Origin of the sequence: Arthrobacter pascens (genome assembly GCF_017052465.1) — a bacterium.
Classification (GTDB): domain Bacteria; phylum Actinomycetota; class Actinomycetes; order Actinomycetales; family Micrococcaceae; genus Arthrobacter; species Arthrobacter pascens.
In genome coordinates this window covers 23,635-47,973 of the sequence record NZ_JAFHKT010000121.1, presented here as the reverse complement: position 1 = coordinate 47,973, position 24,339 = coordinate 23,635, and the positions used below count along the sequence as shown (strand labels likewise).

Below are 24,339 nucleotides of genomic sequence, written 5' to 3'. Positions count from 1 at the left end.
GGCCGCGGGAACGTTGGAGGAATCATGAAACGTATCGGCTTCCTGTCATTTGGCCACTGGGGTCCCGTCCAGGGATCCCACACGCGAACAGCACGTGATGCCCTGTTGCAGGGGATCGACCTGGCGGTCGCCGCCGAGGAACTGGGCCTCGACGGCGCATTTTTCCGTGTTCACCACTTCGCCCGGCAGCAGGCGTCGCCGTTCCCGCTGCTCGCGGCCATCGCCGCCCGGACCAGCCGGATCGAAGTGGGCACCGCCGTGGTGGACATGAGGTACGAAAATCCCTTGTATATGGCGGAGGAGGCCGCGGCCACGGATCTCATCAGCGGCGGCCGGCTGCAGCTTGGCATCAGCCGGGGCTCACCCGAGCCGGCGAGGAACGGTGCCGCTGCGTTCGGCTATGTCCCGCACGAGGGCGAGACGGATGCGGACATGGCGCGCCGCCACACGGCGGACTTCCGGAGGGCTGTCGCCGGTGCCGGGGTGGTGGAAGCGGACCCGCGGTATGCCGGCGGGACAACCGGGTTGCTGCCTATCCAGCCAAGGTCCGAGGGGCTGGGCGAGCGGATCTGGTGGGGCGCGGGAACCCGCAAGACTGCTGTCTGGGCCGCCGAACTCGGGATGAACCTGATGAGCTCCACGCTGCTGACGGAGGACACGGGCGTGCCCTTTGACGAACTGCAGGCCGAGCAGATCGCGTTGTTCCGTGAGGCGTGGGCAGCCGCCGGCCACGGCCGCGAACCGCGCGTTTCGGTCAGCCGGAGCGTGTTGCCCCTCGCCGATGAGGAGGACCGCCGCTATTTCGGACTCAGTGCACTGCGCGAGGGGCGGGACCAGGTGGGAGCACTGGACGGCGTCCTGTCCCGCTTCGGCAAAAGCTATGTCGGCGAGCCTGACGCCATTGCCGCGGACCTGGCGGCGGATGCCGCCGTGCAGTCCGCGGACACCCTCCTGGTGACTGTTCCGAATCAGCTGGGCGTGGCGTACAACGCGAAAATGCTGGAGACCATCGCCACGCACGTGGCGCCGGCCCTGGGGTGGCAGCCGAGAGGGTCAGCTGCCCGCACATAGACTGGGTCTTGCTGAGCCGCGGGCCCGGAGTGAAACGGTCCTTTTGCGGCGCAGGCCGCCGGAGGGCGGACGACCTGCAGTCCAGAGTGAAAGGCAGTTCCATGAGCGACCCCAACAACCCGACGCACGAATCCGCTGACCTCCAGGGTCCTGGCGACCCCGACGCCGCCGAGGCCCGGCAGCCCCGCCCCAACGCGGGCGCTCCGCACAATATCCGTGAAGAACAGCTGACCCAGGGCGCCGGCACCGTGCCCGCGGGCTATGTGGGCAGCGGCGCGGCGGACTCCGGGCACAAGCCGGAAGAGGCGGCGGACGAATCCGGGCTGTGGGACGCAGAGGAAAAGTAACCAGTCACTTCGCTGGCTACGGCTCCGGCTACGGCGTCAGCGCCAAAGGATGACCCGGTCGGCCCGGTCCCGGGTGGCTTCTATGAGCCGCGCGTTCGCTTCGTCGGACCCGTTCGCCCAGGCTTCGGCTGCAGGGCGGTCCATGCCGAAGACCATATGCCGCTCCACGAGGCGCGAGAGTCGCAGCGCCGGGGGAGTGTCGATGAACCACACCTCGTCCAGCTGCGACCGCACCCGCTGCCACGCGGGGTTCTCGGCCAGCAGGTAGTTCCCCTCAGTGATGATGAGCGGCACCGAGGCCGGCACCGCTACGGATGCTGCCACCGGCTCGTCGATGGACCTGCGGAAATCCGGTGCGTAGACAACGTCCTCGTCCCGCCGCGCCAGCCGCTGCAACAGCGAGAAGTACCCGCCGACGTCGAACGTGTCCGGGGCGCCCTTGCGCTGCTTCAGCGGCGTGCCGTCGATGATGGCGTTTCCCAAGTGGAAGCCGTCCATGGGAACTACCAGCGCCGCCCCTGGGCCAAAGAAATCTGCGAGCGAGGCGGAGAACGTGGACTTGCCGGCACCGGGGGCGCCGGCCACACCCAGCAGAATGCGGGAACCGTCGGACATCCGGAGGCGCAGGTCTGCGACGGCCTGCTGGATGTCCGGGGAGTCGAAGGCCCGGGACACGGCCGACTGGGCGTTGGGCATAGTCATGGAATGAATTTTAGGCCAGGCTAAGCCGGGCCTGGCCAGGCCCGGGTCAGTCCAGTGGAATCGTGACGGTGACCTCGGTGCCCGCTCCGGGTTCCGAAGAGATGGCGACCGTTCCGCCGGCTTCCTGCACCTCCGCGGACATCGTCCGAAGCCCGCTGTGGCCGCCGTCGGCAGTACTGGCCTGGGGGAAGGCCTTGCCGGAGCCAGTGCGGCCCGCTGAACGCTGGCCGAACCCGTTGCCGTTATCGGCAACGGTCAGACGGATGCCGTGGAAGACGGCCGTGAGCCGGACCGTCACATCAGTGGCATGCGCGTGCCTGAATGCATTATTGAGGGCTTCCTGAGCTGACCGGTACAGCAAAGAGGCGCAACTGGCCGAGATCTCCAGCCCGTGATGCGGCGTCTCCCAGTGGACGCAGGTGCCCTGGCGGCGCAGGGGTGCGGTCAGTCGGTCGATGCAGCCAGCGAGTCCAAGCCGGTGGAAATCCGCAGATTCAGGAACCCCACCCGTGCCCCTTGCCCCGGCCACTCCTCCGAGAGATGCTGAGCTGTTCATGGCGGCCCCGCCTCCTTGCATCCTGATGGGCTGTTGCATTCAGGATGGCGCGGGAGAATCAGGCTTAGCGCGGGATATCCTCAGGATCGGATCAGGATTGTCGGCTCACGTCCAGGGCTGGAGCACCTGCTGGGGATAGGTGACCGCGTCCGCGGCGTCGAGTACTTCGAGAGCCGTCATGTGGGCGGCCGCGGCCACTTCGCGTATCGGTTTGCCGTGCGTCACGGCTGCTGCCACCGCTGTCTGCAGTGTCACTGCGGCGGGCTCGTGCTCTGCGTTGGCGGTTTCCAGAGTGGCAACCGCTTCCTCTACTGCCCGGATGTCGTCATCGTCCATCAGTGCACTCCTATCTCTGCTCCATTGCAGTAACCTGTGCTGCGGCGTTACCGGATGGGTTCCGGGGCGCTGCGTCATGTTGATAAAAACAATAGGACAGACAGGTCTGTCTCGGCCAGTCCCACGGTAGAGTATTTTCTTGATGAACGCACCTGAATCAAAAGAGGGCACATTGCTGCCCCAGGGGGTACGTGCCGGTCAGAATGAACCCCTGCACCGGATACTGTCCACCGCCTACGAGCTCTTCTCCCGCCGCGGCATCCGCGACGTCGGCATCAATGAGCTGATCGAGCGATCCGGGGTGGCAAAATCCACCTTCTATCGGCACTTCCCCTCCAAAGATGCGCTCGTTCTTGCCTTCCTCGCCCTTCGCGACCAGGTGTGGACCGTGGACCTCATCGTCGCCGAAGCCAGGCGCAGGGGCAACACTCCTGAGGAGCGCCTCCTGGCTATCTTCGACGTGTTTGGCGACTGGTTCCAGCGTGATGATTTCGAGGCCTGCACCTTCATCAACGTACTCCTTGAAATGGGCCCCGAGCATCCCCTGGGGGAAGCCAGCATCGGCTACCTGGCCCGGATCCGCGGCCATCTCAAGGCGCTGGCCGAAGAAGCCGGCCTGCGCGACACAGAGGAGTTCGCCCGCTCCTGGCACATCCTGATGAAGGGCTCCATCATTTCCGCCACGGAGGGTGACTTCCTGGCGTCCAAACGCGCCCAGCAGATGGCCGGCTGGCTGATCGCCCACCACCGGAGCTGAGGCGGCGAGCTGCGGCTTCGGGCCATTCGCTGCCACCTGCGGCTGATGTCCTCACCCCTCCGTCTTTCCTTTTCCCTTCCCTGACCCATTGCCCGGGCTGTCGCCAGGGCCTTTGCCGCCGTTTCCGTTGTCCGGTGCGGGGGACGGCAGCGGCAGGGGAGCCAGGGTGGCCGGAGCCGGGCGGACGGCGATGTTTGGAGCCGCAGCCGTTTCTGTGGCTTCTGCGGCCACCTTCTCCGCCGCAGCTGCCGCTTTCTCCGCCGCAGCTGCGGCTTTCTCCGCGGCAGCTTTGGACGCGGCGGTCTTTGCGGCCATGGCCGCGCGGAGGTCTGCCCGGACGGCTCCGATCGCCTTCATGATGCTTTGATGGCGTTTGAAGGAGACATCCCCGTCAGCTGCGGCCCGGGTGAGATGGTCCACCAGTTCATCAAGGGTCCGCAGTCCAACTGCGGGGTCAGCGTTCGCGGCGGCGGTGCTGACGGCCAGGACCCGCGCCTGCAATTCCCTGCCGGTCTGCGGGTCCAGGTCGCCAGGAGCTGCAGCGCAGCCCGAGAGCGCGGCAACGGTGAGGCACGCAGCCGCCAGCCTGGCGGCGACGTGTAACCGCCTGCCCCTGCGGTCCAGTAGATCCTTCATGCTTCACAGCCCTATCCGACGTTCCCCGCTGAGGGTTCTGCCCCAGCAGTACCGGTGCCGTTCGTTAACGGCAGCCGAATAAATCATAAGGGTACTTAGCTTTGATCGGGGACGCGGCTGATGACCAGGGGGCGCCGCGAGTTTTCAAACAGGTGGCACAACAGCGCCTGCTCGGGGCTGCCGGGGTGGGCAGCGAGATGGCGCAGAAGCCTGAGCCTGACCTCCGACTGGGGATCTGTGGCCGAAATGATGTCCAGGATCAGGTCAATGACCTGCTGGCGCAGCATGGTCCGGTCCTGCCGGCCGGGGACACTAGCGGCCATCACGGCCCCCACGGTTGTCGGCACCGGTCAGGGATGCCGCGTCTTCTTGCCTCTCCCTTAATCCGACCCCGTCTAATCCGACACCGTCGTTGTACGCGCTGTGCCTGGTGGCCGGGCTCGCACCCGGCACGTTGGGCACCACGATGCCTGGAATGTGTACCGGCGCCGGCTCAGCTAACGCCTGGCTCCACACCTGCAGTCCGGCGATGGCGATCGCAGGAAGACCCAGGAGTAACAGCTTCTTCATCGGGGCTCTCCTTCAACGGGCTTCACTGCCGGACACCGCCTAATATCCTGCCGCGCACCTGTGAAAATCTCGGCGTGCCATCCCCACAATCCGGCGGGCGGCGCAGGATTTGGGGGGTGAGGGAAGCAGCATGGTCCCCGCACGGGGCGACCCCAGGGTTTCTACCAGGAACTCCCCGGCTGATCCCAAGGAAGCCAGCGGGAAGCGCTCCGGCATCCGCCGGAAGGAGCCTTAACAAGCGGCTGCGCCCGGCGTAGCTTATTGGTGTTGGATGCATCCCGGCCCATCCGCTTTCATGCCAAAACAGGGCCGGACACAGACAGGAGGTAACAGTGATGGCCAACATTCTCCGCCGTGCCGGTGTTGAGTTCCCGGAGCCGTTCCGCCGGTTCCTGGAAGGAGATCTGGACTCCTGGCTCCGCGTGGAGGAGTACCGCGAGGGCGGTGACCTGGTGGTCAAGGCGGAGGTTCCAGGAATCGACCCGGACAACGACGTCGACATCACCCTGGCGGGAAACCAGCTGGAGATCTCGGTCCGGCATGAGGAAAAAACCGAGCACAAGGATAAAGACGGTTACCGCTCCGAGTTCCGCTACGGCACGTTTGCACGCACAGTCAGCCTGCCCGGTCCCGTCAGCCAGGAAGACGTCCGCGCCTCATACACTGACGGCATCCTGGAAGTCCGCATCCCCTTGCCCGAAGAGCCCGCCGCCGGAGCCCGGAAGATCCGCGTCTCACGCGGTGCCGCGACCTCGCCCGGATTTGGTTCCGCCGCCCAGGAGTAAAGCCCTCAGCGAGTCACTGCGTTATCGCGGAGCCCCTGGGGCCCGCGTTGGATAGAGTCGACCTGCATGCGGCCGTGCCGGCTGGCCGTGTGCAGGCCCGGTCGACGAGAGGGACGCAGTGCAGTGGATCAGACAAACGGTAGTTCGGCGCATGGCGGTGCTGTTCGCCGTCGTCTTACTGGCCGGAGGGCTGGGCGGGTGCGGAATTTCAATGCCCGGAGACCCGGACGGAACCCTGGAGCGGGTCTCGGGGGGAACCCTGCGTGTTGGTGTCACGGACAACGGCAAGTGGGCCAGTATCGGTGACGGGCAGGAACCCCGGGGCATCGAACCAGGTCTGGTGCGCTCCTTTGCCTCCTCCATCAGTGCCACGCCCGAATGGGCCGCGGGGAGCGAGCAGGAGCTGACCAAGGCGCTCAAGGAGGGTGACCTGGACCTGGTGATCGGTGGTTTTGCTGCCGACACACCGTGGGCCACGCATGCCGGAACCACGCGCCCGTATACGGAGTCGAAGGACGCGTACGGTAAGACCGTGAAGCATGTGTTCCTGGTGCCGCTGGGCGAGAACGGCTTCCTGCTGGCCCTGGACCGCTTTCTCTTGGAACAGGACGTGCAGGCATGAGCCGCACGGGTACTGCCGGCAAGTTCGGCAACACCGAACTGCCCCAGGAGCAAAAAGACGCCCTGCAAAAGGCGATCCGGTTCGAATGGATCACCCTGGCATTCCTGACGGTGTCGACCGCTCTCGTATTCCTGGTACTGGGCAATTCCCAGGCCATGAAAGCTGCATGGATCGAAGACCTCCTCTCCTTCCTGCCGCCCATCGCCTTCCTGCTGGCCGCCCGGCTGATTCGCCGGCCTCCGACGGAGAAGCATCCGTACGGCTATCACCGCTCGGTGGGGATTGCCCACCTTGTTGCCGCGGTGGCACTGGTGGCCATGGGCTCCTTCCTGATTGTCGATTCCGGCGCCGGCCTGCTCAGCGCGGAACACCCGACGATTGGCGGCATCGAGCTGTTCGGGCACACCATTTGGCTGGGCTGGCTGATGGTCGCGGCGATGCTGTTGACCGCAGGCCCTCCGGTGTATTTGGGGCGGGTCAAGATCAAACTTGCCGAAAAGCTCCATGACAAAGTGCTCTACGCAGACGCGGACATGAACAAAGCCGACTGGATGACCGCGGGGGCGGCTGCCGTAGGCGTTCTCGGCATCGGCGTCGGCCTTTGGTGGGCAGATTACGCGGCCGCCCTCCTGATATCGGTCAGCATTCTCCGCGACGGAGTGAAGAATCTTCGCGGTGCGGTGGGGGCGCTGATCGACACCCGGGCCCATACCGTGGACGACTCCGCACCGGACCCCCTCAACCGGCGGATCGACGTCTACCTGAAGGGTCTTCCCTGGGTCAGCCAGGCCGCCTCACGCATCCGCGATGAGGGGCATGTTTTCCACATCGAGTCCTTTGTGGTGCCGGCCGGGGGAGCCGTTCCGTCCCTGGAAACCTTGGAGGACGCTCGCAAAGCCTGTGCCGGGCTCGACTGGAAGGTGCAGGACCTGGTCATCATCCCGGTGGCGAAGTTGCCGAAGGAGTTCCTGCCCGGGCTGCGGTCGCCGGGTGCGGAGTACTGAACCTAGCCCTCGTAGTGGGTTTTGGCCGGCCCCTGGCCGAGTGAATCGACGATCGCCGACGCAACGCTGTGGAGCTTGGTGTTCCGTGTGCTGGAGGCTGCCTTCAACAGCTGAAATGCCTCCTCCTGACTGCACCGGTTCTGGGCCATGATGACCCCGACGGCGACATCAATCACCGTCCGCGACTCCAGTGTGGCCTTGAGGTTTGCGGCTGCCTCGCTGTAGTGGGCAAACCGCACCGCGAGGCGCAGTGCCAAGGACGTCTGGGTGACAAAGTCCTCGGCCAGGTCCAGGACGCGTCCCTCAAACCTTCCGGGGCGGTGCGAGTAGAGGTTCAGGGCGGCGCGGGTCTCGCCCTCAAGCGGGAAGGGGATCGCCAGGATGGAACGCACGCCCTGGCCCAGCACCTTGCGGGAATACTGCGGCCACCGCGCATGCTCCTCGAGATCGGGGATATGGACGGTTACCTGCTCGCGCGAGGCGGTCATGCAGGGTCCGTCACCGAAGTCGTATTGGATCTCGTCCATGGCCTGGGCCTCAGGGGTGCTGCTTGCCACGGTGGCGGCTTTGCGGTGCCGCAGCAGTGTGATGCCGCAGAGGACTTCGTCGCCGGGCTCGGACAGGCTGCGGGCGGAAACCCGGGCAAGCTCGTGGAGGAATTCCTCCACATCCGAGCTTGCGAGCACCATCTCATTCAGGTGCTCCGTGATTGACGTTTCAGATTTTGCGGTCGACTCGCTGGCCACGATTCCCAGTACCGTTTCGCTCAGGTCAAGACGAGCCGGCGGCGCAGCGCATACCACGGAGGGGAGCGGGTAGCGGCAGCAAAGAGCCGGATCGAACAAACTATCCAACGGCCTTCTGCTAAACCGTACCGAGAAATTATATACACCAGTTCGGAGCGCATTTTGACTGCGCCGGCGCACCCTCCCGCCTAGGCTGGGGAAGAGGGCGAACCAGAGGAGACCACCATGAGAATTGCTGTAACGGGCGGAAGCGGAAAACTTGGGCGCAGCGTGGTCCGCAGGCTAACGGAGGACGGTCACGCCGTCCTGAACCTGGACCGGACGGGCGAGAGGAGCCCCGCGCTGGCCATCGTTGACTTGCGGAACTACGGCCAGGTTTTGGATGTGGTCCTTGGCCTGGATGACCGGCATCAGGGCTTTGACGCGATCGTCCATCTTGGTGCCATACCGGCGCCGGGGATCGTGCCGGATGCCGCAACGTTCGAAAACAACATGCTCTCCACGTACAACGTGTTCCAGGCGGCCCGCAGGGCCGGCATCAAGAAAGTCGTTTACGCCTCCAGCGAGACGGTGCTGGGACTGCCGTTCGACGTCGACCCTCCCTATATCCCAGTGGACGAGGAGTATCCGGCGCGGCCGGAGAGCACCTACTCGCTGGTGAAGCACCTGGAGGAGCAGATGGCGATCGAAATGACGCGGTGGGACCCGGAGCTCAGCATCACCGGGCTGCGGTTTTCCAACGTCATGGACCCCGAGGACTACGAGGAGTTCCCGTCCTTCGACTCCGATGCCACCTTGCGCAAGTGGAACCTCTGGGGCTACATCGACGGGCGCGATGGTGCCCAGGCGGTGGCGCGGGCCCTGGAGAACGGCAAGCCCGGGTTCGAGGCGTTCATCATCGCCAATGAGGACACGGTGATGAGCCGCTCCAGCGCCAGCCTGGCCGCGGAGGTGTTCCCTGACGTCCAGGTGACCAAGGAGCTCGGGGAGCACGAGACCATGCTCTCCATCGACAAGGCCAGGAGGCTCCTCGGATTCGCGCCCGAACACAGCTGGCGGAACTACCACTCGAACCGCACCACGCCCACCGAAGACTGAGCGCGAACGGACACTTGCGGCCCCTGGTGCCGGGGCCTTAAGTGTCCGTTCGCGCTCGGTGGGGGTGGTGCTGCGACCAAATGTCCCCCATTTCCTCAGTGGACTGTTCCACGATCCTGCTCATGGCGGAGTGCGCGGCCTCGGCTTCGCCGCGCTGGATGGCGCTCGCCACGTCCACATGCAGCTGCAGCGCTTCGTGGTGCGGAAGATGGGGCATCAGGCCGTGTTCCGTGCGGCCGGAGAGAACCTCCCGCACCAGGTTGTGCAGCTGGGAGAACATCGGATTGCCTGACGCCCTGAGCACCGCAGCGTGGAATTCTATGTCCAGGGTGAGGAACTCGTCCTGTTTGTCGCCCTGCCCGGCCGCCCACAGCCGGGCAGCCAGGGACACGAGCTCGCTTCCGCCCTCCAGCGAAACGCGCTCCGCGGCGAGCCGTGCGGCTTGCGGCTCTATTGCGCCGCGGAGTTCGTTCAGCGCGCGCAGCTGGTCAAGCCGGCCAGGGGACGCCAGGCGCCAGCGGATGACCTGGGGATCGTAAAGATTCCAGCGTTCCTCGTCCTGGACAACGGTTCCGAGCCTGCGCCTGGATTCCAGCATGCCCATGGAACACAGCACCTTCGTCGCCTCGCGGACCACCGACCGGGCCACCTTGTGCTCGGCTTCCAGCTCGTCGATACGGAGTACCGTGTGCGGGGCGAGCGTGCCGTCGGCAATAGCCAGGCCCAGCCGTTCCAGAAACGACGCGGGCGAATCTTTAGGATGCTCCGCCATTGGAGTTTGCATAAATAAATCATACGGGTTGCGCAAGAGGGGTTGTTTAAGTCTGCCTTATTTGCCATGATCGCTGGCGGAGCGAATGCAAGGATGCGTTCGCGGGCGGCCGGATGATCTCCGGCCCTGAGTCAAGGAGTCGTAATGAAGCGACGTTCAGTAGTGCAGTATGCGGCCGTCGCCGCGGCCCTCTCGCTGGGGCTGACCGCCTGCGGAGGCGGAAGCAGCGAGTCGAAGGGATCGGATACCGTCAGGGTCACCCTTGCCAACCATGTCTGGACGGAGGGCATCAAGGCCGCGGTTCCTGAGTTCGAGAAGTCCACCGGGCTGAAGGTTGAGCTCACCCAACTCGGCGAGGACCAGCTGTCTGACCAGTACAACGTCAAGCTCAACGCGGGCAGCGACGAAATCGACGTCATGATGTACCGCCCGCTCCAGGAGGGCAAGGCTTTCGCCAAGAACGGCTACCTGGCGGACCTGACCAGCAAGGTTGCCGAAGACGCGGACTGGAACTGGAAGGACTACCAGGACGGCCCCGTCACCGCCTCGACCTTCGAAGACAAGGTCATGGGCGTTCCCATCATCACCGAACGCGAGGTGCTCTACTACCGCAAGGACCTGCTGAAGGCCGCCGGTCTTGAGGTGCCCAAGACCATGGAGGAGCTCGAGGCCGCTGCCAAGAAGATTTCCTCTGCGGACACCGCAGGATTCGTGGCCCGCACCGGCAAATCCGCCGCGGTTACCCAGTTCTCCAGTTTCCTGTACAGCTTCGGCGGCGACTTCACCGACGAAAGCGGCAAGTCCGCCGTCGGCACCGAGGAAGCGAAGAAGGCCTACGCCTTCTACGGCGGCCTCATCAAGAACTACGGCCCCAAGAACGTCAGCACGGACATGAGCTGGCCCGAGGCCATGGCGATCTTCACCCAGGGAAAGGCCGCCTTCTACACCGAGGCGGATTCCCTCTACAAGAACGCCACGGATCCCGCCAAGTCCAAGGTGGCTGACACCGTGGGCTTCGCGCCGCTGCCGGCCGGACCCGCCGGTTCCAAGCCGTACAACATCCCGTCGTGGGGCCTGGCCGTCAACGAGGCCTCGGCAAACCAGGACAACGCGTGGAAGTTCATCCAGTGGGCCACCAGCAAGGAGCGCACCCTGGAGGCACAGAAGGCCGGCGTCCCCGGACCCCGCGCTTCCGTCTGGGCCGATCCGGCCGGAACCTCCACCTACCCGAAGGACCTCGCCGCCGCGATCGCCGTGAGCGCTGAAAACGGCGTGGGCCACGACCGTCCGCAGGTCCTGACCGTGGGCAAGGCCCGTGAGATCGTCGGCGGCCCGATCGTCGCCTCCATCACCGGCGCCGACGCGTCAGCAGCAGCTGACACCGCCAACGCCGCGTTCCAGAAGTTCCTGGACGACGAAAACAAGTAACCAAAGCGCGACGGCGGGATACCCGCCCGGCTGTTGTCCCGCCGTCGCCCGCAAACACTTTCACCCCCAACTTCTTAGGTGAACCATGTCTGTACTGACCCCTTCCCGGACTTCCGGACGAACGGCCAACGCCCAGGAGAATTTCTCCGCCTGGGCCAACCGCCACCGGAAGTGGCTGTTCGCAGCGCCCGCCATGATCTTCGTGGGCGTCCTCATCATCTTCCCGCTCGCCTGGACCCTCTACCTCAGCCTGACTGACTCCCAGGGCTCGGTACGCGCGGCCTCGGACTTCGTGGGCCTCGAAAACTACCTCACGGTCCTCACCGATACCGAACGCTTCTGGCCAGCCGTGGGCCGCACGATGTCCTTCACCCTCGTGGCGCTGGCCTGCGAAATCATCCTCGGCATGGCCATCGCCCTGCTCCTGTGGCGTCCGTTCCGCGGCGAGAAATGGGTCCGGGTGGCCATCCTGCTGCCGCTCGTGGCCACCCCCGTGGCAGTCGGCATGATGTGGCGGCTGATCTTCGATCCGAACATCGGCTTCGCCAACCAGCTGCTGGGCCTCCTGGGCATTCCGCCGCAGCCGTGGCTCTCCGGGCAGGATTCCGCCCTCCCCACCACCATCTTCATGGACGTCTGGCAGTGGACCCCCATGGTGGTCCTCATCCTCCTGGCCGGGCTGACCGCCCTCTCCGACGAGCCGGACGAGGCCGCCCGCATGGACGGCGCCACCGCACTCCAGCGCTTCTTCTACGTCACCCTGCCGCTGATGATGCCCACCGTGATCGTGGCCATCCTGCTCCGCGGCATTGACGCGCTGAAGACCTTCGACATCCTCTACGCCACCAAAGGCAAGGGCGGCGGTTCCTTCCACGAGGTGGAGACCCTGAACGTCTACGCCTACGGACTGAGCTTCGACTACAACCAGTACGGGCTGTCCTCCGCCGTGCTGATCCTGTTCTTCATGATCATCATTGGCTCCATGTGGCTGCTGACCATGCGCAAGAAAGCGGCAAGCAAATGACCCTCCTGCACGAAAACACTGAACCACAGGCGCCGGTGAGGCAGCGGCAGGCAGCAACCCGCCGCAGGAAGCCGCTCCGCAGCCGCGCCTACAAGACCTTCCGCGTCGTGGCCCTCATCACGGTGGTGCTGTTCCTCATCGCGCCTCTCTTCTGGATGCTGCTGGCCTCCTTCAAGACCAACGTGGACATCTACGACGCCGGCAAGTCCTTCCTGTTCACGCCCACCGGCGAAAACTACGCCAACGTGCTGCAGCGCAACAACTACTTCGTCTTCATCTTCAACAGCTTCTGGGTGGCCTTCGTGTCCACGGCTCTTTCGCTGGTCCTGGGCGTTCCGGCCGCCTATGCCATGAGCCGCTTCACCATGCACCGCTCGGCGCTGGTGGTCCTGATGGCCCGCGTTATCCCCGGCGTCTCCCTGCTGGTGCCCTGGTACTACGTCTTCTCCAACCTGAAGATGGTGGGCGGCTTCGAGGTGCTGATCCTCAGCCACATGTTCGTCGCCCTGCCGCTGATCGTGTACATCATGATGAGCTACTTCGATTCGCTGCCGCTGGAACTCGAGGAGTCGGCCCAGGTGGACGGACTCACGCCGATCGGCGCGTTCCGCCGCATCACCCTGCCGCTGTCCGTGGCCGGCATGGCCACCGCCGGGATCCTGTCCTTCATCTTCTCGTGGAACAACTTCATGTTCGCCCTGGTCCTGTCCGGCTCGAAGACGAAGACCCTGCCCGTGGCCATCTTCGACTTCGTCTCCTACGCCAGCATCGACTGGGGCGGCTTGATGGCCGCGGCCACCGTGGTGACCATCCCGATCATGATCATTGCGCTCTTCACGCAGAAATACATCGTGTCCGGCATGACCGCCGGCGCCACCAAGGGCTAGGGATACACCGTGACGCGCATCAGCAGAATAGAAACCTTCCTCGTCCCGCCGCGCTGGCTGTTCGTCCGCATCGAGACCGACAGCGGGATCGTCGGCTGGGGAGAGGCAAGCTGCGAGGGCCGCAGCGAAACCGTCCGCACCGCCGTCGACCAGCTCTCCGAGCTGCTGATCGGCCAGGACGCCCTCCGGATCGAGGACCACTGGCAGGTCATGACCAAGGGCTCTTTCTACCGCGGTGGCCCCATCCTGGCCAGCGCCGTGTCCGGGCTGGACCAGGCGCTGTGGGACGTCGCCGGCAAGCATTTCAACGCCCCGGTCCACCAGTTGCTGGGCGGCCCGGTCCGCGACCGGATCCGGATGTACGGCTGGGTGGGCGGCGACGAGCCCAACGAGGTGGCCGACCAGATCAGCGCGCAGCTGGAAGTCGGACTCACCGCAGTGAAGATGAACGCCAGCGGCCGGATGAGCCCGGTGGCCTCGGTGGCTGAGCTCGACGGCGTGGTCCGCCGGGTGGCCGCCGCCCGGGAAGTCCTGGGCGACCACCGGGACGTGGCAGTCGACTTCCACGGCCGCTTCAGCCTGGCCAACGCCCGCCGCGTGGCGCCGCTCCTGGAGCCGTACCGGCCGTTCTTCCTCGAGGAACCCGTGGTTCCCGAGAACACCCACCTGCTGCGGGAATTCACCTCCTCCACCACCACGCCGGTGTCCACCGGGGAGCGGTTGTACAGCCGGCAGGAGTTCCTACCCGCACTGCAGGCCGGAATCGCCGTGGCGCAGCCTGACCTCTCCCACGCCGGCGGCATCACCGAGGTCCGTAAGATTGCCTCCCTGGCCGAGGTGTACGAAGTCCAGCTGGCGCCGCACTGCCCCCTCGGCCCGCTGGCACTGGCCGCCTGCCTGCAGGTGGGCTTCGCGACGCCCAACTTCCTGATCCAGGAACAGAGCATCGGCATCCACTACAACCAGGGCGCGGAAGTCCTCGACTACGTGGTGGACAAATCACCCCTGAAGTTCGTGGACGGGCACATCGAAAGGCTGACCGGGCCCGGCCTGGGCATCGAGATCGATGAGGCCGTGGTCCGGGCGGCCGACAAACAGGGACACGCCTGGCGCGGTCCGGTATGGCGGCACCCCGACGGCTCCTTCGCAGAGTGGTGAGCGGCAGCATGGCCAAGCACGGAATGGAGAAGTCCACGATGGAGGACAGCATGACCCCCGAGTTGTTGCTCGATGGAATCCGGGACACCCGGCTCGTCGCGATCGTGCGCGGCACGGACGGTGCGGCTGCCGCGAAGGCTGCGCTCGCGGCGATGGAGGAGGGCTTCCGGTTCGTTGAAATTGCCCTGACCACGCCCGGCGCCCTCGAAGCCATCCGCGATGTCCGGGCGGCGGCACCCGAGGGTTGCTTTGTCGGTGCCGGGACCGTCCTCACACCGCAGGATGTGGAGCGCGTCGCCGACGCCGGCGGCCAGTTCATGGTGACGCCGGCACTCGCGGAGTCCATCGACGAGTCGGCACGGCGGGGCATCCCGGTCCTGGCAGGGGCCCTGACCCCCACCGAAGCCTACGAGGCAATGAACCGCGGCGCCACGGCCGTCAAGCTCTTCCCCGCCTCCATCGGCGGACCGCGTTACCTCAAGGCGCTACGTGATCCGTTTCCGGACATCCCGTTCATCGCCGTGGGCGGCGTCGGCCTCGACGAAGCGGCCGGCTACTGGGAAGCGGGCGCCATCGCCGTCGGACTCGGCGGGCCGCTGTTTGGCGACGCCGGCTCCGGCGGGGACCTGGCTCCCGTGCGGGAGCGTGCCCGCAGCTTCGTCCGCCTGGCAGCCGACTTTGGCCGCCGAACGGCTGCGGCGGGTTCGCGGTGACGGCCGCCGTCGACCTCCTGACCTTGGGCGAATCCATGGTGTCGCTGAGGTCGGGAGGTCCGCTGTCGGCAGGAGGCAGCCTGTCGATGCACGTGGCCGGTGCCGAGTCCAATGTTGCGGTGGGCGTGGCACGTCTGGGGCACACCGTGCGCTGGGCGGGCGTGGTGGGGGAGGACCCGCACGGCCAGTTCATCCTGCGGCAGCTGCGCTCCGAGGCCATCGCACTGCGTCACCGTGAAGACGGCGAGCGCAGCACGGGCGTGATGTTCCTGGAGCAGCGGACCGCAGATGTCAGCCGCGCCTACTATTACCGCTCGGGATCGGCAGGGTCCACGCTCAACATCAGCGACGTCGACGCCGCGTTGCGGGGCGGAGCCAGGGTGGTCCACCTGACCGGAATCACCGCCGCCCTCAGCCCCGAGGCGCGGCGTGCAGTGGAGTACGCCGCCGAACGCGCCGCCGGGGAAGGCATCCTGGTCTCGCTGGACGTCAACTACCGGGCAAAGCTCTGGTCACGGGACGAGGCGCGCGCTGCCCTCGCCCCGATTGTCCGGCACGCCAGCATCGTGGTCGCCTCCGACGATGAGCTGGACCTCGTGGCGTCGGGCACGGATGTGGCTGCAGGTTCCGCGGAGGCCGAGGTCCTGATGGCCAAGCGGCTCCTGGAACACGGCGTGCGGGAGGTGGTGGTCAAGCGGGGTGCCGCCGGCGCCGGCGCCCACACCGCCGACGGGCGCTGGGAGGTGCCGGCCGTGCCGGTCACCAGCATCGATTCCGTCGGTGCCGGGGATGCCTTCACCGCCGGCTACCTCTCTGCGCTGCTCGACGGCGACGACGTGGCCGGGCGCCTGCGGCGCGGCGCCCTCGCGGGAGCCTTCGCCGTGAGCACGGCCGGTGACTGGGAAGGCCTGCCGCGCACCGCCGAACTCGCGCTGCTCGCGAACCACGCCGCCGGAAGCACCCAACGCTAGCCTGACGGCCGGGAGGCCGTAACCATTCATTACCGATTGAAGAGAAAGCCTGGACCTGTTGTGAAAATCATTGCCGCGGAAGTGTTCGTGACGAGCCCCTCCCGTAATTTCGTGACGTTGCGGATCACCACCGAGGACGGGGTGACCGGCATCGGTGACGCCACGTTGAACGGGCGTGAGCTGGCGGTGGCCGCGTATCTGAAGGAGCACGTGGCGCAGTTACTGATCGGGAAGGATCCGCACCGGATCGAGGACACCTGGCAGTTCCTGTACCGGTCCTCGTACTGGCGCCGGGGCCCGGTGACGATGGCGGCGATAGCCGCGGTGGATATGGCCTTGTGGGATATCAAGGGCAAACTCGCGAACATGCCGGTGTACCAGCTGCTCGGCGGGGCGTCGCGGAACGGCTTGCGTGCGTACGGGCACGCCTCGGGCGCGGACATTCCGTCGCTGTTTGATTCGGTGCGGGAGCACCTTGAGCTCGGCTACAAGTCGGTGCGGATCCAGACCGCGGTGCCGGGGATCAAGGCCGTGTACGGTGTGGCGGCGCAGGCGCAGGCCTCCGGGGAGCGGTATGACTACGAGCCGGCCGGGCGGGGCGCGTTCCCGGTGGAGGAGGACTGGGACACCCGGGCCTACCTGCGGCACCTGCCTACTGTGTTCGAGGCGGTGCGGAACGAGTTCGGTCCGGAGCTGCCTTTGCTGCATGACGGGCACCACCGGATGACGCCGATCCAGGCGGCGAAGCTGGGCAAGGCGCTGGAACCGTACGACCTGTTCTGGCTGGAGGACTGCACCCCGGCCGAAAACCAGGAAGCCCTGCGCCTGGTGCGGGCGCACACCACCACGCCGCTGGCGATCGGCGAGATCTTCAACACCGTGTACGACTACCAGACCATCATCAAGGAACAGCTGATCGACTACGTCCGGGCCGCGTCCACGCATTTCGGCGGGATCTCGCCGCTGAAGAAGGTCATGGATTTCGCCGCGCAGTACCAGATCAAGTCCGGCTTCCACGGGCCCACGGATATCTCCCCTGTGGGGTTCGCCGCGCAGCTGCATGTGGGCCTGGCGATCCACAACTACGGCATCCAGGAATACATGCAGCACTCGGCCGCCACGAACGAGGTGTTCGAGCAGTCCATGACGTTCACCGACGGGTACCTGCACCCGGGCGACAAGCCCGGCATCGGCGTCGAATTCAACGAAGAAGCCGCCGCGGCCTACCCGTACCAGCAGGCCTACCTGCCCTACAACCGCCTCGTCGACGGAACAGTCCACGACTGGTGACGACCTCGCCCACTTAAGAACAGCCCGCGCCGTCCTGAGGCTTCAGAACGGCGCGGGCTGTTGCTTGGTTGGGGCGGGCTGCCGGGTCAGTGGTTCTCGGCCTGTGCCGGGTGGGAGGCAGAGGCGACCGACACGGGGGTCTTGGCCGCGGGTTTGGGCTCCTGGGGCTCTCCGACGGCGGACGGCGGGGTGGTCTTCCATTTGAAGCGTTTGCCGAGGGTGGATCCGCTGCCGCCGCTGCGGTTCTTGTTGAAGATGTCGAAGCCCACGGCGAGCAGGAGCACCAGGCCCTTGATCAGCTGCTGGTAGTCCGTGCCCAGGCCGAGGATCGACATGCCGTTGTTGAGGACGCCCATGATCAGGCCGCCCACCATGGCTCCCGCCACGGTGCCGATGCCGCCCTGGACCGCAGCGCCGCCGATAAATGCCGCGGCGATGGAGTCCAGTTCGAAACCCGTGCCGCCTGCCGGCTGGGCCGAGTTCAGTCGGGCCGTGAACACGAGACCGGCCAGGGCCGCCAGCACACCCATGTTCACGAAGAGCCGGAACGTCACGGCCTTGGTCTTGATGCCCGAGAGTTCGGCCGCGTGGAGGTTCCCGCCGATCGCGTAGGTGTGCCGGCCGAAGATGCTGTTGCTCATCAGGGCGGAGTAGACGATGACCAGGACGGCCAGGACGATCAGCACGATCGGTGTGCCGCGGTAGCTTGCCAGCAGGAACGTGATGCCGAGCATCAGCAGCGCGATGAAGGCTGTCTTGATGGCGAACCAGGCCATGGGTTCGTTTTCGAGGTTGAACTTCCGGCGGACCCGGCGCTCCTTGATGGACTGGAAGAGGATGGCTGCCGTGCCTCCGACGCCGAGGATGACGGTCAGCCACTCCAGCACCGAGGTGCCGCCCGAAATGTCAGGGAGGAAGCCGCCGCCCAGGGCCCGCAGCTCGTCCGGGAACGGGGTGATCTGCTGGTTTTTCAGGGTGATAAGGGTCAGCCCGCGGAAGATGAGCATCCCGGCGAGGGTGACGATGAAAGCCGGGATGCCGACGTACGCGATCCAGTACCCCTGCCAGGCGCCCACGAGGGCGCCGACGAGCAGGCACGCTGGGATCGCGATCCACCAGGCCCAGCCCCAGTGCACGATCATCACACCCGATACGGCGCCGATGAAGCCGGCGATGGAACCGACGGACAGGTCGATGTGGCCGGCGATGATGACCATGACCATGCCGATGGCCAGGATCAGGATGTAGCTGTTCTGGACCACGAGGTTGGTGACGTTCTGCGGCTGCAGCAGGATGCCGTCGGTAAGGACCTGGAACAGCAGGACAATCAGGATCAGGGCGACGAAGATGCCGACCTGGCGGAGGCGGCTTGCCAGGAAGCCGAGGGATTCTCGTAGGGCGGACATGGTGGTCATTCCTTCTCTTGGGTCATGTAGTGCATGAGTGTCTCCTGGGAGGCCTCGGCGATGGGAACCTCGCCGGTGACGTGGCCTGCAGACAGCGTGTAGATCCGGTCGCAGATGCCGAGCAGTTCAGGCAGTTCGGAGGAGATCACGATGACGGCTTTCCCCTCGGCGGCAAGTTCGGCGATGATCGTGTAGATCTCGAACTTGGCCCCCACGTCGATGCCCCTGGTGGGTTCGTCCAGGATCAGGACATCGGGGTCGGAGAACATCCATTTGCTCAGGACCACCTTCTGCTGGTTGCCGCCGGAGAGCTTTCCCGTGATGGCTGCGACCGAGGGCGCCTTGATGTTCATGCTCTTCCGGTAGCGGTTGGCCACGGTGGTTTCCTGGTTCTTGTCCACCCAGCCGCCCCTGGACAGCTTGCCGAGGGCCGCCATCGAGATGTTGCGCTTGATGTCCTCGATGAGGTTCAGGCCGTAGTGCTTGCGGTCCTCGGTGGCGTAGGCAATGCCGTGGCGGATGGCCTCGGGCACGGAGGACGTGTCGATTTCCTCTCCGTACTTGAACACCTTCCCGGAGACAGCCCGCCCGTAGCTGCGTCCGAAGACGCTCATGGCCAGTTCGGTCCGGCCGGCGCCCATGAGGCCGGCCAGCCCGACGACTTCGCCCTTGCGGACGTTGAGGCTCGCGTTGTGGACCACGGTGCGGCTGTGGTCCTGGGGGTGCTGGACGGACCAGTCCTCGATGCGGAGGACTTCCTCGCCGATCCGGGGGGTGCGTTCCGGGTAGAGGCTTTCCAGGTCGCGGCCCACCATGCCGCGGATGATCCGCTCCTGGGTGATCTGGCCCTGGTCGAGGCGCAGCGTCTCGATGCTCTTGCCGTCCCGGATGATGGTGACGGCGTCCGCCACCTTGCGGATTTCGTTGAGCTTGTGGCTGATGATGATGCTCGTGACGCCCTGGCCCTTCAGATGCAGGATGAGATCCAGCAGGTGGTCCGAGTCCTCGTCGTTCAGCGCCGCCGTCGGCTCGTCCAGGATGAGCAGCTTTACTTCCTTCGAGAGGGCCTTGGCGATCTCGACCAGCTGCTGCTTTCCTACGCTGATGTGCTGGATCGGCGTGACCGGGTTTTCGCTCAGCCCCACCCGTGCGAGCAGTTTGGCCGCTTCAAGGTTGGTCTGGCGCCAGTTCACCCAGCCGCGCGAGGCGATCTCGTTTCCGAGGAAGATGTTCTCCGCGATGGACAGGTACGGGCTCAGGGCCAGCTCCTGGTGGATGATGACGATGCCGCGTTTTTCGCTGTCGTTGATGGTGGAGAAGTCGCACGGCTCGTTTTCGAAGAGGATGTCGCCGTCAAAGGTGCCGTGCGGGTAGACGCCGGAGAGCACTTTCATGAGGGTCGATTTGCCGGCTCCGTTTTCACCGCAGATGGCGTGGACCTCGCCGCGGTTTACGTCCAGGGTGACGTCCTGGAGCGCTTTGACGCCGGGAAAGGTCTTGGTGATTCCCCGCATTTGAAGGATGGGTACGTTCATGGTCATTCCCGCTGACTGGTTGGTGCCGGGCTCCTGCGGGTGCAGGGCCCGGTGGGGGAGCGGCCCGGCCGGATGCCGGGCCGCTCCCTTCGCCGCGCTACTTGACGTCGGCCTCCGTGTAGTAGCCGGAGTCGATGAGTTCCTGCTTGTAGTTGTCCTTGGTGATGATCACGGACTCGAGCAGATATGCCGGGACCACCTTGACCTTGTTGTTGTAGGTTTTGGTGTCGTTCGTCTCGGGCTGCTCGCCCTTCAGGACGGCATCAACCATCTTCACGGCCTGTTCACCCAGCTTGCGGGTGTCCTTGAAGATCGTGGAGTACTGCTCCCCGGCGATGATGGACTTGACGGAGCCCTTCTCCGCATCCTGCCCGGTCACGACCGGAAGGTTGCCCTTGGAGTAGCCGCCGGTGCTGGTCAGGGCGGAAATGATGCCGATGGACAGGCCATCGTAAGGTGACAGCACGCCGTCGAGCTTCTTGCCCGAACTGTAGGCGGAGGTGAGGATGTCCTCCATGCGCTTCTGCGCAACGGGTGCCTGCCAGCGCAGGATGGCGGCCTGCTCGAACTTGGTCTGGCCGCTGGGAACCTTGATGGTTCCGGCGTCCATGAACGGCTTCAGCGTGTCCATGGCACCGGTCCAGAAGAAGTTCGCGTTGTTGTCGTCCGGGCTGCCGGCGAACAGTTCCACGTTGAACGGGCCCTTGCCGTCCACCTTCTTGCCGCTGGCATCCAGAAGACCCAGGCCCGTCAGCAGGGAGGTAGCCTGCTGGACGCCCACCGTGTAGTTGTCAAAGGTCGTGTAAAAGTCCACGTTCGGTGTGCCGTTGATCAGCCGGTCGTAGGCGATGACCTTGACGTTCTGCTCCTTGGCCTTTGCCAGGACATCCGTCAGCGTGGTGCCGTCGATCGCGGCGATAATCAGGGCCTTCGCACCCTTGGTCAGCATGTTCTCAATCTGCGACACCTGCGTGGGGATGTCGTCGTTGGCGAACTGCAGATCCGTCTTGTATCCGAGGTCCTTCAGGGACTTTTCGACATTGCCTCCGTCGGCAATCCATCGCTCAGACGTCTGCGTCGGCATCGAAATGCCTACGAGAGAGCCGGCAGCATCGGTGCTGGCGGCGGGATCCGCGGTGCTGCCGGGACGGCTGCCGCAGCCGGTGGCTCCGACGGTCACGGCCAGGGCGACGGCGACGGCTCCCAGGAGTTTCTTGAAACGCACGTTGTTCTCCTTCCGCGGCTGACTCAGGCCGCGAATTGCTGCTGAGCCGGGAGGCATCTGCGCCTTCCGACGGGACCGGCATTGGGCTCCGGTCGGCTGCTGCGCGATCCTGAGGCCCGCACACCAGGGGGCTTTGCGATCAGGCGGCATCCATGCCGCCTTTACTCAATTCTGTGAAGCTGCTGCGCCTTGTGAGCGCTAACAATTACGAGAATAGCTCACGCCTTATTGTGGGTCAACACACATGTTTGCCGGAGCAGGGCCCTTTTTTGCTGGGCCTATTTGCCTGGGCCGTTTGGCTGGCGAAGCCGCCGGGCAGCGTTGCGGCCCGGCGGCTGAGTGCAGGCTGCCGCCCCCGGGTGCCCTAGCCGCGGCGCTGCAGTCCGGGAACGCCGTCCTGGATGCCGAAGGTGGCCTTGGTGCTGACCGCGGAGCCGGGTGCGGAAACGTAGTCGAGCACCCGGTAATCAGCGGTCATGGCGTCCCTGGTGATTGTGGTCCGGACGTAGCCACGCTGGTCGTTGTAGAACTTCAGGTGCGGATTCCAGGCCATGGTCGGATCCGTGACGGAACCCGTTCCGTTTCCGTTGGACGTGACGGAGGTGCATACCAGTTCCGAACCCACCACGGGCGCGTGGGGATCCTTGAAGTCCACCTTCACGTCGTTGGCCCAGCTGCGGTGGACGTCACCGGTCAGTACGACGGCGTTGCGCACCTTTGCGTCCACCCAGCCCTGCGTGATCCGGCGCCGTGAGGCGGCATAGCCGTCCCAGCCGTCCATCGACACGTCGTCGATGTCCGGCGCCTTGTTGCGGTCGCGCTCCGCGAAGAACACCTGCTGGCCCAGAATGTCCCAGCGCGCCGTGGACTTCCGGAAGCCGTCCAGCAGCCACTGCTCCTGCCCGGGGCCAGTGATGGTCCTGTCCTCCGCAAGGCGCTCGCCGACGTTTTTCCGCCAGCCGTCGCCGGCTAGCTGGTCGTCGCGGTACTGGCGGGTGTCCATCATGTGGAAGTTTGCCAGCTGACCCCACTGGACAGTGCGGTAGATCTTCATGTCGGCGCCGGCGGGAACAGACGGTGCGCGCAGCGGCATGTTCTCGTAGTAGGCCTTGAATGCGGCCGCCCTCCGGGTGCGGAAGTTGCTGGCGGAGTCGTTGAGCTGGGCGGGGTCCGCATTCTCCGGCGCCTCGTCCGCCCAGTTGTTGTCCACTTCGTGGTCATCCCAGACCACCAGCCATGGTGCCGCGGCGTGGGCAGCCTGGAGGTCGGCGTCGGACTTGTACTGCGCGTGGCGCTGGCGGTAGCCCTCCAGCGTCACGGTCTCTGGACCCTCATGGTCGCGGACGTTTCCGCCGCCCACCACATAGGAGTCCTTCTTGTACTCGTACTGGTAATCGCCGAGATGGAGGACCAGGTCCGGCTGGTCTTCGGCGAGGCGGCGGTAAGCGGTGAAGAAGCCGTGCTCGTACTGGGCGCAGCTGGCGAACGACATGGCCAGCGCAGCCGGCGTCTCGTACCAGGCCGGGCTGGTCAGTGTGCGGCCAACAGGGCTGATGTGGCGGCCGGCGCGGAAGCGGTAGAAATATTCGCGGCCCGGCGTCAACCCGCGCAGTTCGACGTGCACCGAGTGGGCACTCGCAGGAACAGCCTGCTGGACACCACGCCGGACCACCCTGCGCATGGCGGGGTCTTCGGCCACCTCCCACGCCACGCCCACCGTGCGTGTCGGCATGCCGCCGAGGCCGTCCTCCGCCAGCGGGCTGAGGGCCAGGCGCGTCCAGATCACAAACCCGTCCGGCCACGGATCGCCGGAGGCAATGCCAAGGGTGAAGGGATCGGCCGGGAGGCTTGCCTCCGAGTTCCGCTGGTCGGCGACGGCCGTGCCCGGCAGGGCGATGACGAGGCCGGCACCCAGGCCGGCGGTGATGAGCGTTCTGCGCGAAATGTCCATGGCCCGAACCTAGCCAGCCCGTTTGGACAGCCGAGGTCGCGCGCGTGAATCCCGGGTGAACGCCCGTCCGCCCTTGGGCTACTGGGAAGGCTGTGGCACCTTGCAGGCCATCTTGGGGTTGACCCCCATGTAGTTCAACGGCCCGGCGACGATCGTAATCGCCACGGTTCCGGCCTCGGTGCACGAGTCCGGCGAACCGCCGAAATATCCCCGCTGGAATGCGGCGAAGGCGCCGATGATGAGCCAGATGATCACTAGCGTTCCGACGATCCTCATGGAATCCTCCGTAGCCCCGTTGCCACTCCAGTGTGTGTCCAATTATCCACCGCGGGCGGGTTCCAGGACAGGGCGCGCCGGAGGAACACTGGAGCGCGCCGGGAAGCCGAGGTCAGCTGGGCTCTGTTGTTTCCACCGGGGTTTGTTCCACGTCCGGGGTGTCCTCGGCGGTGGCTACCGATGTTTCTCCCGGCGCCGAAGTGTCCGCGGCCTCGGTCCCCTCTTCCGGCTCGAAAGTGTTGGCCTCGCCGGCGCCGAGCCCGACGCCGTTTTCCGAGCCCGGAACGGTGCCGGCCTCGCCGGTGCCAGTGCTTTCGGTGCTCATGTCGTCTCCTGAATCCTCGTGGGGCTGGGAAACCCACGGTAACAGCGGCAGCCTGGCTTCGTAAGGGCCCCGGCCGCTTCGCCGCGCGTCCGGGCAGGAAGGGGATAATCTTCAACACAGAACCGTTCATTTCATCGTGCACAGTCAG

At 65.6% G+C, this 24,339-nt stretch carries 28 protein-coding genes; 14 read left to right on the top strand and 14 right to left on the bottom strand.

What is annotated here, in order from left to right:
• Positions 1–24: 24 nt before the first annotated feature.
• Together JYA52_RS07060 and JYA52_RS07055 are read left to right on the top strand one after the other, a co-directional pair.
• On the top strand, positions 25–1,071 hold the full coding sequence (locus JYA52_RS07060) for an LLM class flavin-dependent oxidoreductase (RefSeq protein WP_205652480.1): 1,047 nt from the start codon (positions 25–27) through the stop codon (positions 1,069–1,071).
• A 101-nt stretch (positions 1,072–1,172) separates the two neighbouring features.
• Positions 1,173–1,418, top strand: a complete 246-nt coding sequence (locus JYA52_RS07055; protein ID WP_205652479.1) for a hypothetical protein — start codon at positions 1,173–1,175, stop codon at positions 1,416–1,418.
• A 36-nt stretch (positions 1,419–1,454) separates the two neighbouring features.
• Here the strand turns inward: JYA52_RS07055 and JYA52_RS07050 are convergent, their stop codons facing one another.
• From JYA52_RS07050 to JYA52_RS07040, 3 genes are all read right to left on the bottom strand, one after another.
• A complete protein-coding gene (locus JYA52_RS07050) occupies positions 1,455–2,120 on the bottom strand; it encodes a nucleoside/nucleotide kinase family protein (RefSeq protein WP_205652478.1) in 666 nt (221 codons plus the stop codon).
• A 46-nt stretch (positions 2,121–2,166) separates the two neighbouring features.
• The gene (locus JYA52_RS07045) at positions 2,167–2,676 is read right to left on the bottom strand and encodes a sensor histidine kinase (protein WP_205652477.1); all 510 of its coding nucleotides are present in this window, start codon (positions 2,674–2,676) and stop codon (positions 2,167–2,169) included.
• 105 nt (positions 2,677–2,781) lie between these two features.
• Complete coding sequence (locus tag JYA52_RS07040) at positions 2,782–3,012, bottom strand: hypothetical protein (protein ID WP_205652476.1); 231 nt, start codon at positions 3,010–3,012, stop codon at positions 2,782–2,784.
• Positions 3,013–3,154: 142 nt separating this feature from the next.
• Between JYA52_RS07040 and JYA52_RS07035 the strand changes: the two genes are divergently transcribed.
• Complete coding sequence (locus JYA52_RS07035; RefSeq protein WP_205652565.1) at positions 3,155–3,769, top strand: TetR/AcrR family transcriptional regulator; 615 nt, start codon at positions 3,155–3,157, stop codon at positions 3,767–3,769.
• A 51-nt stretch (positions 3,770–3,820) separates the two neighbouring features.
• Here JYA52_RS07035 and JYA52_RS07030 read toward each other — a convergent pair whose 3' ends face one another.
• The 3 genes from JYA52_RS07030 to JYA52_RS07020 form a co-directional block, all read right to left on the bottom strand.
• Positions 3,821–4,405 carry a mucin-associated surface protein gene (locus JYA52_RS07030; RefSeq protein ID WP_205652475.1) on the bottom strand — a complete coding sequence of 195 codons (585 nt, stop codon included), beginning with the start codon at positions 4,403–4,405 and terminating at the stop codon, positions 3,821–3,823.
• 95 nt (positions 4,406–4,500) lie between these two features.
• Entirely contained in the window at positions 4,501–4,731 is a 231-nt protein-coding gene (locus tag JYA52_RS07025) for a hypothetical protein (protein ID WP_205652474.1), read from the bottom strand.
• Positions 4,718–4,975, bottom strand: a complete 258-nt coding sequence (locus JYA52_RS07020; protein WP_205652473.1) for a hypothetical protein — start codon at positions 4,973–4,975, stop codon at positions 4,718–4,720. Before JYA52_RS07020 ends, JYA52_RS07025 begins: the two co-directional genes overlap by 14 nt.
• 335 nt (positions 4,976–5,310) lie before the next feature.
• Between JYA52_RS07020 and JYA52_RS07015 the strand changes: the two genes are divergently transcribed.
• From JYA52_RS07015 to JYA52_RS07005, 3 genes are all read left to right on the top strand, one after another.
• Positions 5,311–5,760, top strand: coding sequence for an Hsp20/alpha crystallin family protein (locus JYA52_RS07015; RefSeq protein WP_205652564.1), 450 nt, complete (start codon positions 5,311–5,313; stop codon positions 5,758–5,760).
• A 151-nt stretch (positions 5,761–5,911) separates the two neighbouring features.
• A complete protein-coding gene (locus JYA52_RS07010) occupies positions 5,912–6,382 on the top strand; it encodes a transglycosylase SLT domain-containing protein (RefSeq protein ID WP_205652472.1) in 471 nt (156 codons plus the stop codon).
• Positions 6,379–7,386, top strand: a complete 1,008-nt coding sequence (locus JYA52_RS07005) for a cation diffusion facilitator family transporter (RefSeq protein ID WP_205652471.1) — start codon at positions 6,379–6,381, stop codon at positions 7,384–7,386. Before JYA52_RS07010 ends, JYA52_RS07005 begins: the two co-directional genes overlap by 4 nt.
• 2 nt (positions 7,387–7,388) lie before the next feature.
• On the opposite strand, the gene JYA52_RS07000 is transcribed toward JYA52_RS07005, so the two are convergent.
• Positions 7,389–8,132, bottom strand: coding sequence for a GAF and ANTAR domain-containing protein (locus tag JYA52_RS07000; RefSeq protein ID WP_205652470.1), 744 nt, complete (start codon positions 8,130–8,132; stop codon positions 7,389–7,391).
• A gap of 225 nt (positions 8,133–8,357) precedes the next feature.
• On the opposite strand from JYA52_RS07000, the gene JYA52_RS06995 reads away from it, so the two are divergent.
• A complete protein-coding gene (locus JYA52_RS06995) occupies positions 8,358–9,230 on the top strand; it encodes an NAD-dependent epimerase/dehydratase family protein (RefSeq protein ID WP_205652469.1) in 873 nt (290 codons plus the stop codon).
• A 37-nt stretch (positions 9,231–9,267) separates the two neighbouring features.
• Here the strand turns inward: JYA52_RS06995 and JYA52_RS06990 are convergent, their stop codons facing one another.
• The gene (locus JYA52_RS06990; protein WP_240460051.1) at positions 9,268–10,014 is read right to left on the bottom strand and encodes a FadR/GntR family transcriptional regulator; all 747 of its coding nucleotides are present in this window, start codon (positions 10,012–10,014) and stop codon (positions 9,268–9,270) included.
• A gap of 132 nt (positions 10,015–10,146) precedes the next feature.
• Between JYA52_RS06990 and JYA52_RS06985 the strand changes: the two genes are divergently transcribed.
• The 7 genes from JYA52_RS06985 (at position 10,147) to manD (ending at position 17,473) form a co-directional block, all read left to right on the top strand.
• Positions 10,147–11,430 (top strand): ABC transporter substrate-binding protein, encoded by a 1,284-nt coding sequence (locus JYA52_RS06985; protein WP_205652468.1) that lies wholly within the window; start codon positions 10,147–10,149, stop codon positions 11,428–11,430.
• A gap of 85 nt (positions 11,431–11,515) precedes the next feature.
• Entirely contained in the window at positions 11,516–12,454 is a 939-nt protein-coding gene (locus tag JYA52_RS06980) for a carbohydrate ABC transporter permease (protein ID WP_240460050.1), read from the top strand.
• A complete protein-coding gene (locus JYA52_RS06975) occupies positions 12,451–13,341 on the top strand; it encodes a carbohydrate ABC transporter permease (RefSeq protein WP_205652467.1) in 891 nt (296 codons plus the stop codon). Before JYA52_RS06980 ends, JYA52_RS06975 begins: the two co-directional genes overlap by 4 nt.
• Before the next feature lie 9 nt (positions 13,342–13,350).
• The gene (gene dgoD / locus JYA52_RS06970; protein ID WP_205652466.1) at positions 13,351–14,499 is read left to right on the top strand and encodes a galactonate dehydratase; all 1,149 of its coding nucleotides are present in this window, start codon (positions 13,351–13,353) and stop codon (positions 14,497–14,499) included.
• 8 nt (positions 14,500–14,507) lie between these two features.
• On the top strand, positions 14,508–15,212 hold the full coding sequence (locus JYA52_RS06965; protein ID WP_240460049.1) for a bifunctional 4-hydroxy-2-oxoglutarate aldolase/2-dehydro-3-deoxy-phosphogluconate aldolase: 705 nt from the start codon (positions 14,508–14,510) through the stop codon (positions 15,210–15,212).
• Complete coding sequence (locus JYA52_RS06960; RefSeq protein ID WP_307869329.1) at positions 15,209–16,183, top strand: sugar kinase; 975 nt, start codon at positions 15,209–15,211, stop codon at positions 16,181–16,183. The genes JYA52_RS06965 and JYA52_RS06960 overlap by 4 nt, the downstream gene beginning before the upstream one ends.
• 60 nt (positions 16,184–16,243) lie before the next feature.
• The gene (gene manD, locus JYA52_RS06955) at positions 16,244–17,473 is read left to right on the top strand and encodes a D-mannonate dehydratase ManD (protein WP_205652465.1); all 1,230 of its coding nucleotides are present in this window, start codon (positions 16,244–16,246) and stop codon (positions 17,471–17,473) included.
• A gap of 86 nt (positions 17,474–17,559) precedes the next feature.
• On the opposite strand, the gene mmsB is transcribed toward manD, so the two are convergent.
• The 6 genes from mmsB to JYA52_RS06925 all read right to left on the bottom strand — a co-directional run bounded on the left by mmsB (position 17,560) and on the right by JYA52_RS06925 (position 24,191).
• A complete protein-coding gene (gene mmsB / locus JYA52_RS06950) occupies positions 17,560–18,879 on the bottom strand; it encodes a multiple monosaccharide ABC transporter permease (protein ID WP_205652464.1) in 1,320 nt (439 codons plus the stop codon).
• 5 nt (positions 18,880–18,884) lie between these two features.
• The gene (gene mmsA / locus JYA52_RS06945; RefSeq protein ID WP_205652559.1) at positions 18,885–20,414 is read right to left on the bottom strand and encodes a multiple monosaccharide ABC transporter ATP-binding protein; all 1,530 of its coding nucleotides are present in this window, start codon (positions 20,412–20,414) and stop codon (positions 18,885–18,887) included.
• Positions 20,415–20,511: 97 nt separating this feature from the next.
• Positions 20,512–21,639, bottom strand: coding sequence for a multiple monosaccharide ABC transporter substrate-binding protein (gene chvE, locus JYA52_RS06940; protein ID WP_307869328.1), 1,128 nt, complete (start codon positions 21,637–21,639; stop codon positions 20,512–20,514).
• Between the two features lie 364 nt (positions 21,640–22,003).
• The gene (locus JYA52_RS06935; RefSeq protein ID WP_205652463.1) at positions 22,004–23,590 is read right to left on the bottom strand and encodes an alkaline phosphatase D family protein; all 1,587 of its coding nucleotides are present in this window, start codon (positions 23,588–23,590) and stop codon (positions 22,004–22,006) included.
• A gap of 78 nt (positions 23,591–23,668) precedes the next feature.
• Entirely contained in the window at positions 23,669–23,866 is a 198-nt protein-coding gene (locus JYA52_RS06930; protein ID WP_205652462.1) for a hypothetical protein, read from the bottom strand.
• Positions 23,867–23,978: 112 nt separating this feature from the next.
• The gene (locus JYA52_RS06925; protein ID WP_205652461.1) at positions 23,979–24,191 is read right to left on the bottom strand and encodes a hypothetical protein; all 213 of its coding nucleotides are present in this window, start codon (positions 24,189–24,191) and stop codon (positions 23,979–23,981) included.
• Positions 24,192–24,339: the final 148 nt, after the last annotated feature.